At 57.7% G+C, this 9,480-nt stretch carries 8 protein-coding genes; 1 reads left to right on the top strand and 7 read right to left on the bottom strand.

All coding sequences use genetic code 11. The features are described from left to right. Window positions 1-160: 160 nt before the first annotated feature. The 4 genes from cysQ to B7L72_RS11250 form a co-directional block, all read right to left on the bottom strand. On the bottom strand, window positions 161-928 hold the full coding sequence (cysQ, locus tag B7L72_RS11265; protein WP_081194386.1) for a 3'(2'),5'-bisphosphate nucleotidase CysQ: 768 nt from the start codon (window positions 926-928) through the stop codon (window positions 161-163). 119 nt (window positions 929-1,047) lie between these two features. Continuing rightward, window positions 1,048-2,952 carry a sulfate adenylyltransferase subunit CysN gene (cysN, locus tag B7L72_RS11260; RefSeq protein ID WP_081194384.1) on the bottom strand — a complete coding sequence of 635 codons (1,905 nt, stop codon included), beginning with the start codon at window positions 2,950-2,952 and terminating at the stop codon, window positions 1,048-1,050. After that, a complete protein-coding gene (gene cysD, locus B7L72_RS11255) occupies window positions 2,952-3,854 on the bottom strand; it encodes a sulfate adenylyltransferase subunit CysD (protein ID WP_054641454.1) in 903 nt (300 codons plus the stop codon). Before cysD ends, cysN begins: the two co-directional genes overlap by 1 nt. Window positions 3,855-3,936: 82 nt before the next feature. Beyond that, window positions 3,937-4,704 (bottom strand): helix-turn-helix domain-containing protein, encoded by a 768-nt coding sequence (locus B7L72_RS11250; RefSeq protein WP_081194382.1) that lies wholly within the window; start codon window positions 4,702-4,704, stop codon window positions 3,937-3,939. A gap of 141 nt (window positions 4,705-4,845) precedes the next feature. Here B7L72_RS11250 and B7L72_RS11245 point away from each other — a divergent pair, with 141 nt between their 5' ends. After that, window positions 4,846-6,573, top strand: coding sequence for an SLC13 family permease (locus B7L72_RS11245; protein ID WP_081194380.1), 1,728 nt, complete (start codon window positions 4,846-4,848; stop codon window positions 6,571-6,573). 71 nt (window positions 6,574-6,644) lie between these two features. On the opposite strand, the gene B7L72_RS11240 is transcribed toward B7L72_RS11245, so the two are convergent. The 3 genes from B7L72_RS11240 to B7L72_RS18715 all read right to left on the bottom strand — a co-directional run. Continuing rightward, window positions 6,645-7,499 carry a UTP--glucose-1-phosphate uridylyltransferase gene (locus B7L72_RS11240; protein WP_081194378.1) on the bottom strand — a complete coding sequence of 285 codons (855 nt, stop codon included), beginning with the start codon at window positions 7,497-7,499 and terminating at the stop codon, window positions 6,645-6,647. Further along, entirely contained in the window at window positions 7,496-9,193 is a 1,698-nt protein-coding gene (gene pgi, locus B7L72_RS11235) for a glucose-6-phosphate isomerase (RefSeq protein ID WP_081194376.1), read from the bottom strand. Before pgi ends, B7L72_RS11240 begins: the two co-directional genes overlap by 4 nt. A gap of 90 nt (window positions 9,194-9,283) precedes the next feature. Beyond that, a partial coding sequence (locus tag B7L72_RS18715) for a hypothetical protein (protein WP_217806073.1) occupies window positions 9,284-9,480 on the bottom strand: 197 nt, incomplete at its 5' end.

Genomic DNA, 9,480 nt, shown 5'->3' with positions numbered 1-9,480 from the left:
GCGAGGGCGGCGGGTAGCCGCCTGGATGATGCCACCGCAAATCATCACACCACAGTGCCACTATCGGCACTCCTAACGGAGTGCTTCGCGGGTGCGCTCCGCTTACGCCGCGCTACGGGTGCCCACCTCAAGTGCGGTGGCACCTATCAACACGGGTAATTTAGTGGCCCCACACCACAAAGTAAGGGTTTAGCTTTTCAGCGGGGTTGGCATAGCTGAGCGGTTCGCCTTCCAAGGTCTCGACGCGTCCGCCTGCATAGTGCACGACCGCATGAGCGGCGCCAGTGTCCCAAAGGCAGGTGGGGCCTAAGCGTGGGTACGCATCGGCTTTGCCTTCGGCAATCAGGCAAAGCTTGAGTGAGCTACCCATGGGGAGCATTTCGTGTTCACCTAATTTATCCAGCCAAGCCGCTAAATCTGGGCTGGGGTGAGAGCGACTGCCTACAACGCGCCAAGTTGAACCTTCAGCAGGCTGTCCAGCCACTTGAATGGCATGACGTTGGCCGTCTTTCTCAACCTTAAACGCACCTACGCCTTCAGCCGCCACATAAACCGTCCCCAACGCCGGGGCAGTGACCACACCGAGCACGGGTACGCCGTTTTCGATCAGCGCAATGTTGACGGTGAACTCACCGTTACGCTTGATGAACTCTTTGGTGCCATCCAAGGGGTCGACCAGCCAATAGCGTCCGTCGGCATCCACGCCCGCAAACCCTTCCATGTCCTCTTCGGAGAGAATCGGGAGGCGAACCGGCAGCGACTGAAGGCCCCGCACGATGACGTGATGAGCCGCTTGATCCGCCTCGGTCAGCGGGCTTTTATCCTCTTTCTCTTCGACGCTGAAGTCACGGGCATAGACCTTCATGATGGCATCGCCCGCCTCGCGTGCAATGCGCTCTACCGCCTCCAGCAGTGTTTGATCGATCATCGTATCCATCCTTTACATTCGACATTAAAAACCGCCAACAACCCAAAGATGCTAAGTCGTTGGCGGTATGACGACAGAGGCTGACTCCAACCCCCTATCGCGACGTCAACTGCGTGTCGTTAGCTGATCAAGCCGCGCTCACGTAGCGCCTCGATTACCGCATCGGCGGCTTCTTCGGCACTCATTTCAGACGTCTTCAAATGAACGTCGGGCGACTCGGGCGCTTCATAGGCGGAATCGATCCCCGTAAAGTTCTTCAATTCACCACGGCGCGCCTTTTTGTAGAGGCCTTTTGGATCACGCGCTTCCACCACGTCCAGCGGCGCATCGACATAAATCTCGATGAACTCACCCTCTTCCAACAAGTCGCGGGCCAACTGCCGCTCGCTGCGGAACGGTGAAATGAACGCCGACATGACGATCAGGCCCGCATCGACCATCAGCTTGGCGGTTTCTGCCACCCGGCGCACGTTCTCGACCCGGTCGGCATCGGTGAACCCCAGGTCACGGTTCAAGCCATGGCGAACGTTATCGCCATCCAGCAAGTAAGTATGCTGGCCGTTACCAAACAGCTTCTTTTCCACCAAGTTGGCAATGGTCGACTTACCCGCGCCAGACAACCCCGTGAACCATAGCACCGCAGGCTTTTGCCCTTTGGCTAGCGCGCGTGCCTGCTTGTCGATATCCACGTGCTGCATATGAATGTTCTGGCTGCGGCGTAGCGCAAAGTGCAGCATGCCAGCGCCAACCGTATTGTTCGTCATACGGTCAATTAGGATGAAACCACCGGTATCCTGGTTCTCTTTATACGCATCGAACGCGACGGCGCGGTTCAAGCTAATCGTACACACGCCAATCCCATTCAAGTCCAGCTGCTTACCCGCCGTGTGCTCAAGCGTATTGACGTTTACCTGATACTTGATATCGGTCACGGTAGCGGTGACCGTTTGCGTACCCAGTTTCATCAAGTAAGGACGGCCCGGCAGCAGCGGCGCCTCATGCATCCATACCAGCGTGGTTTCGAACTGGTCGGCCGTGTGTGCCGGCTGGTCGACGCCAGAAATGATGTCCCCACGGGAAATATCGATCTCGTCATTGAGCAGCAGCGTGATGGATTGCCCGGCGACCGCTTCCTCCAAATCGCCATCGAACGTATAGATGCGCGAGACGGTGCTGGTTTTACCCGAGGGCTGTACACGAATAGGATCACCAGGACGAACGACGCCGCTGGCGATCATACCGGTAAAACCCCGGAAATCGAGATTCGGACGGTTGACCCACTGCACGGGCATACGGAACGGAGAGCGCTGCAGGCGCTCGTCATCTACCTCGACAGTCTCCAAGTAGCCCATCAACGTGGTGCCGTGATACCACGGCATCTTCGCGCTGTGCTCGATGACGTTATCGCCCTTCAATGCCGACATCGGAATGAAGGTGATGTTTTCAAGCCCCAACTGCTTGGCGAACGCGCGGTACTCCTCGACGATTTGGTCGTAACGCGCTTTCGAGTAATCCACCAAATCCATTTTATTGATGGCGACGATAATGTGTCGCATACCCATCAACGACATCAAAAAGCTGTGGCGGCGGGTTTGGGTCAGAATGCCGTGGCGAGCATCCACCATCAGAATCGCCGCATCGGCCGTAGACGCCCCGGTCACCATGTTGCGGGTGTACTGCTCGTGCCCTGGCGTGTCCGCCACGATGAATTTGCGTTTCTCGGTGGAGAAGAAGCGGTACGCCACATCGATGGTAATACCCTGTTCGCGCTCAGCGGCCAGGCCATCGACCAACAGTGCAAAGTCCATCTCACCGCCTTGCGTTCCGTACTTCTTGGAATCGGCTTCGATGGCAGCCAGCTGGTCTTCGAACAGCAGCTTGGATTCGAACAGCAAACGGCCAATCAGGGTACTTTTGCCATCGTCCACGCTTCCACAAGTGATGAAGCGCAACAAACCTTTATGCTCGTGGGACTTCAGGTAGCCCTCGATATCTTCAGCAATCAGATCGGATGAGTGCGACATTAGAAGTACCCCTCTTGCTTCTTCTTCTCCATGGACGCCGCGCTGTCATGGTCGATCACACGGCCCTGGCGCTCGGATGTTTTGGTCAACAGCATCTCTTGAATGATCGCGGGTAGCGTGTCGGCTTCCGACTCCACGGCACCGGTCAGCGGGTAGCAGCCTAAGGTACGGAAACGTACCTTGCGCATCATGGGCACTTCACCCGGCTCCAACGGCATGCGGTCATCATCAACCATGATCAGCGCGCCATCACGCTCCACCACCGGACGCTCGGCAGCGTAATAAAGCGGAACGATGGGAATATTCTGCAGATGGATGTACTGCCAAATATCCAGCTCGGTCCAGTTCGAGAGCGGGAAGACACGAATGGACTCTTTAGGGTGCTTGCGCGTGTTGTAGAGCTTCCACAGTTCCGGCCGCTGATTTTTCGGATCCCAGCGGTGCTGCGCGGTGCGAAAAGAGAACACACGTTCTTTGGCACGGGACTTCTCTTCATCGCGCCGTGCCCCGCCAAACGCTGCATCGAAGCCGTACTTGTCCAACGCTTGCTTCAAACCTTCGGTTTTCATCACATCGGTATGAATGGCTGAACCGTGAGTGAAGGGGTTGATGTCTTTCTCCACCCCTTCCGGATTGATATGCACGATCAATTCCATGCCGATCTCTTCGGCCATCTTGTCGCGGAATTCATACATCGCCTGAAATTTCCAGCGCGTATCGACGTGCAGCAGCGGGAAAGGAGGCGGCGAGGGGGCAAAGGCCTTACGCGCCAAATGCAGCATCACCGCTGAATCCTTACCGACGGAGTAGAGCATCACCGGGTTTTCGGTCTCGGCGACCACTTCGCGCATGATCTGGATACTTTCCGCTTCCAGCCGCTGTAAATGGGTGAGTGATGTCATCATCTTTCCCAACGTTGTGTGAAAAAAACGTTTTCAAGTGGCCGCTCGCGGCACTACCTTAAAAACCTATGGATAAAAAGCCTTAGCGGTGTTCCAAACCGATATCTGCTGGTACCGCCACGACCGTTAACGTCGTTTGGCGGTCGAGCCACTCGGTAAGCGTTTGGCTAGCCGAGAACAGCGCGCCGTGAAACACCACGGCGGCAGGCCGAGGCAGCGATGCCCACACCGCCTGATAATCGAACGCGGCAGGCGGACGCTCGTAACAGCGCATGTAGAGCTTTCCGCGTGCCCCGTGCAGGTACACTTGATAGAGCGCCCGCTGCACATGCGCCACACGTCGTACGCCGCCCTGCCAGCGCTGCTCGGCGCTCGGGTAGAGAGAGAACGTCGGGGCGACCGTTTTCTCGAACCACCGCCCTGCACGAGTGCGCTTTTTGGCTAGCGCATTCAGCTCCCAGGGGGCATGCAGCAACCCTTCGGTTTCCCACCAGTGCTCAATGGCACGTTGGGTGAGCTTTAGCCCCAAGCGCACATTCACCAAGTCGGCCAGCGCAGCGCTACTCCAGCCCGGCATGCCTTGAGGAGGCGCACCATAAAGCGCCTCCCAAAGTACGGTCTGGGCGGCAGCGCCCAGCGTATTGCCCTGCCCCTTCGTCCGCCCACGCAGCTTAACGGGTACGGCAGCCCATCCCCCTTCGCGAAAGGCCTTCCACGCCGCCGAAACCGTAGGCGCAGACAACCCTGTACGTTGGCTGGCCACCGCTACCGTATGGCCATCCAAACGCAGCCTGACAGCTTTTTTACGCCGCTCATTCAGGGCTTCAGGCGACAAATGTTTAGCGCTCAATTTTAAACATAACCCCTTGCTTTAAAAACAAAAACAAAGCGAAAAACAACACTGGTAATGGTAATTATTAGACACCATCATAAAAGCCTGCGTAAAATCCAGCAAGCACCCTTTTATTTTCTGTTGACATAAGGACCCCACATGACCCCCTGGGCCGTCTTGTTATCCATTACCTTGTTGTTAGTTTTATTGATTAGCGGGAAGGCCAAACCTGCCATTGCGTTTGTGTCATTGGCTGCCGGTTACCTGCTGGTGGGGTTCATCGATACGAGTACGTTACTCGTACAGTACACCAACCCAGCACTGGCTACGCTGCTGTTACTCTTGCTGGTATCGCTGGCGCTGGAGCGCTCGCCGCTGCTCGACTGGCTGTCTAAGCATTTACTCAAGGGCCACCCGAAATTGGCGACGGCACGGCTGATGGGCAGCACTGCCGTACTATCGGCTTTTTTGAACAACACCGCCGTCGTTGCCGCCTTTCTGGGGGCCATTACGCGCCAGCAAGGCATTGCACCTTCACGGCTACTGATCCCGCTCTCTTACGCGTCGATTCTTGGCGGCATTACCACGCTGGTGGGCACCTCGACGAACCTCGTGGTGAACTCTTTTCATCTGAACGCCAGCGGCAGCGAGCTGGGAATGTTTCAGTTTAGCCTGGTGGGCATCCCGGTTGCCTTGATCACCCTGGCCGTTCTGCTATGGCGTGCCAACGCGCTCCCCCACCACCGCCCGGAAGACACGGAAGAGAAACTCTCGTATTTCCTGGCCGCCGATGTGGAAGCCGAATCTCCCATGATTGGCCGAAGCATCGAGCAGAACGGGCTACGCAGCCTGGATGGTCTCTACCTACTAGAAATTGAGCGTCAAGGCAGGCTGATCAGCCCCGTGGCTCCCGATGAACAGCTACAGGCTGACGACACGCTGGTATTTACCGGTGAAGTCAGCAAAGTGCAGGCACTGCAGCGCTTTCCTGGCCTCAACCTGTTTGGGCACCAAGCCGATAACCTGCTCGCTACCAACCTGGTCGAGGTAGTGATCTCGCATGAGTCGGAATTAGCGGGTAAGACACTGCAAGACGTCGATTTTCGCAGTATGTTTAGCGCAGGTGTGGTGGGTATTCGTCGCGGAGACAAACGTTTAGAGGGACAATTAGGTAAAATCCCTCTCCGGGTAGGCGACTGTTTATTATTGGCCGTCAGCGCGGATTTTCGTCAGCACCGCAACCTAGACCGCAACTTTCATTTACTGAGCGGCAGCTTTACACGCCCACAACTCAACCGTAAGGAAAGCCTGATCACCCTAGGTGGTTTTGCGGCCGTCATTTCTTTGGCGGCGGCTAACTGGCTGCCGCTGTTTCACGGTTTACTCATTCTGCTAGGCGCGCTGCTACTGCTGAAGGTGATCAGCATGGCCGAACTGCGTAGACGTTTTCCTTTCGAGCTATGGCTCATCATTGGCTCTGCCTTGGCCATCGCCCAGGCGCTGGAAAACTCCGGCGCGGCGGCATTGCTCGCCGATGGCATGCAGGCCGTATTTAGCGGTTATGGCATTTATGCCGCCTTTATCGGCTGCTATTTATTGACGTTACTGCTCACGGAAACGGTCACCAACAACGCAGCCGCCGCGCTGGCCTTTCCCATTGCCTGGAGCACAGCACAAGCGTTTGGGGCCGACCCGCTGCCTTTTGTCATGGCCGTTGCCTACGGTGCTAGCGCTTGCTTTCTGATTCCGTTTGGCTACCAAACCCACCTCATGGTGTATTCACCAGGGCGCTACAAAATCACCGACTTTTTCAAGATCGGCTTGCCTGTTAGCCTCACCTATTCAGCGGCAGTGCTGCTAATTACGCCGCTAGTATTCCCCTTTTAGTGATGGATAGATTTTTACAAAAAAGCCGCTGCAGCGAGAGCTGAGCGGCTTTTTTGTTGCTTGGAGATGCGTTATACGTCGTAACCCGCCTCGCGGGCAAGCGTAGTATTGGCTTGCAGCCAGCCTTCGATGTGCCCGCAATCGAAGGTGCGGCCATGCATGCGGAACGCCTGCACGGTTTGCCCTTCCTGCATCAAGCGGTCGATGGCATCGGTGAGCTGGATTTCATTGCCCGCACCGGGCGGCTGGTCGCGCAGTAGCTCCATGATGCGGTAAGGCAACACGTAGCGGCCAATCACGGAAAGGCGCGAAGGCGCTTCTTCCGGCTTGGGCTTTTCCACCACGCCGCGCATGTTGGCGCTTTCGCCCGCAGCAGGTTCGTCGCAATCGACGATGCCGTAGCGGTACACTTCTTCCTGGGGCACGGCTTCTACCATGATTTGCGACGCGTCGTTGGCTTCCCAGCGCGCCACCATGCTGCCCAGATCACAGGCACTGCTACCCACCTGCGGCTTGACCAGCACGTCTGGCAGAATCACCGCGAACGGCTCGCCCTGGTCCAGCAGGTGGGCCGCGCAAAAAATCGCATGCCCCAGGCCCTTGGCATTGGGCTGGCGAACACTGGTCACTTTCAGTTGCTTGGGAGAAATGGCCGATAGCGTCTCCAGCAGCGCATCCTTACCCTTGCTGGCCAGCGAATGCTCAAGCTCGAAGTGGGCATCGAAATGGTCTTCGATGGCTGATTTGCCAGCACGCGTCACCAAAATGATCTCGTTGATGCCTGCGGCCAGCGCCTCTTCCACCACGTGCTGAATCAAGGGGCGGTCGACTACCGGCACCATCTCCTTGGGGATCGCCTTGCTGATGGGCAGCAGGCGGGTACCAAACCCCGCCACCGGAATAATCGCCTTGCGTACTTGAGTCATTCAACACTTCCTTTTTCGTTACGTTGCTTGCGCCACTCACTCACTTTACGCAGCAGCTGAGCAGTACTGGGATCTTCTACATTCTGGTGCTCAATCGGCAAACCCGCCAACGACTGATACAGGCTGGTGGCCAGCTGCTTGCCCAGCTCCACACCCGGCTGGTCGAAGGGGTTCAAGTTCCACAACACCGACTGAACGAACACTTTATGTTCATAGAGTGCCAGCAGCGCACCTATGGACCATGCGTTCAGCTCGCGCATCAGTATAACCGAATTGGGCTGGTTACCCCGATGCCCCTGGGCCATATAGCCACGCAACGCAGGTGGAATGGCATCATCCCCCAGCGCAAACAGCTGGGCCTGAGCCAGACAGTTGGCCAGGGTCAGCGAGTTTTGCTGCTCCAGCGACTCCGCCACCGGCGTGGCAACATCGGCACGACGCTGAGCCACGGCCACGAAATCAGCGCTTACCGTGTGGCTCCCCTGATGCAATAACTGATAGAACGCATGCTGGGCATTGGGGCCCACATCGCCCCACAGAATCGGGCAAGTAGCATGATTGACCGAACGGCCATCCAGCCCCACGCTTTTACCGTTGGACTCCATCTCCAACTGCTGAAGATAGGCCGCGAGGCTCTTCAAACGACCATCGTAGGGCAGTACTGCGTGGGTGGGGATATTCAAGAACTGGCTGTTCCAGGCCCCCACCAGCGCCTGCAACACGGGCAGGTTCTGTGCCAGCGGCGTGTCCAGGAAGTGCTGGTCCATGGCGTGCGCGCCCGCCAACAGGGCATCGAACTGCGCCAGCCCCAGCTGCATGGCCACGCTCACGCCAATCGGCGACCACAGCGAAAAGCGCCCGCCAATCCACTCTTTGAACGCCAACTGATGCGCCTCGGGAATGCCGAACTCGGTCATCTTTTCCGGCTTGGAAGAGACCCCCAACAGCTGGTAACGGCGCACCGTGGCCTCATCCACTTCCAGGGCGTCGCTCAACCAGGCCAGCGCCGTGCGCAGATTGAACTGCGTATCGGCCGTGGTAAACGACTTCGAGGCCAATACCAGCAGCGTAGTGGCCGGGTTCAGCGTCTCCATCAAGGGCAGCAGCTGCGAACCATCCATGGTAGACACATAGTGCACGCCAACCTGCGCCTGGCTCGGGCAGTCGGCCAGCGCCTCGCTCACCAATTTGGGGCCCAAATCCGAGCCCCCCACCCCAATATGCACAATATCGGTGATTGCCTGGCCCGTGGCACCAAACCACGCCTGCTGATGAACACGGGTCACCAGCTCGGCCATTTTCGCCCGCTGCTGCTGGCAAAACGCGGCGGCGGCCTCCATGCCCTCAGGGGCAGGCGTCGCTTGCGGCCAGCGCGCCGCCATGTGCAACGCCGCCCGGCGCTCGGAGTGATTCACCTTGGCGCCTGCAAACAGCGCACTACGCCGCGCTTCCAGCCCACAGCTCTGCGCCCACGCCACCAGTAACGGCAGCGTTTGCTGGGTCAACCGCTGTTTGCTGAAATCCAGATGCAACGAACCAAACGAAAACGCCAACGCATCCGCCCGCTGCTGAGCCACACCCGACCCGCCCAGCAAATCACTCAACGGCTGCGCCTGCACCAACTCCGCATGTTGGTGAAGCGCCTTCAACGGGGTATACGCGTGGGGAGTTACTGCAGAAAATGAAGTATTCATAAATCATCCTTGAGTTATAAAAGCCAACATAGCGAAAGAACGAAGCATATGCCAAGCCAACCCATCTCTATCCAGAGGTATTGCCCAAGTTTACAGCAAGATGCCCCACCCCCGTAGCGCGGCGTAACAAATCTTGCGCGAAGCCCCTGCCACCCCCGTAGCGCGGCGTAACGATTGAGCGAGTGAAACGAGCGAAAGAGGCACCCGCAGCGGCGGCCCGGCGCGAAGGGCGGCACCAGCCGCCCCGATCACGCCACCCTCACCCACCGCGCCACCGCACACCCATG

The sequence above is a fragment of the Halomonas sp. BC1 genome (genome assembly GCF_002078135.1).
GTDB lineage: Bacteria > Pseudomonadota > Gammaproteobacteria > Pseudomonadales > Halomonadaceae > Vreelandella > Vreelandella stevensii.
This window is presented reverse-complemented; position numbering and strand designations above follow the sequence as displayed.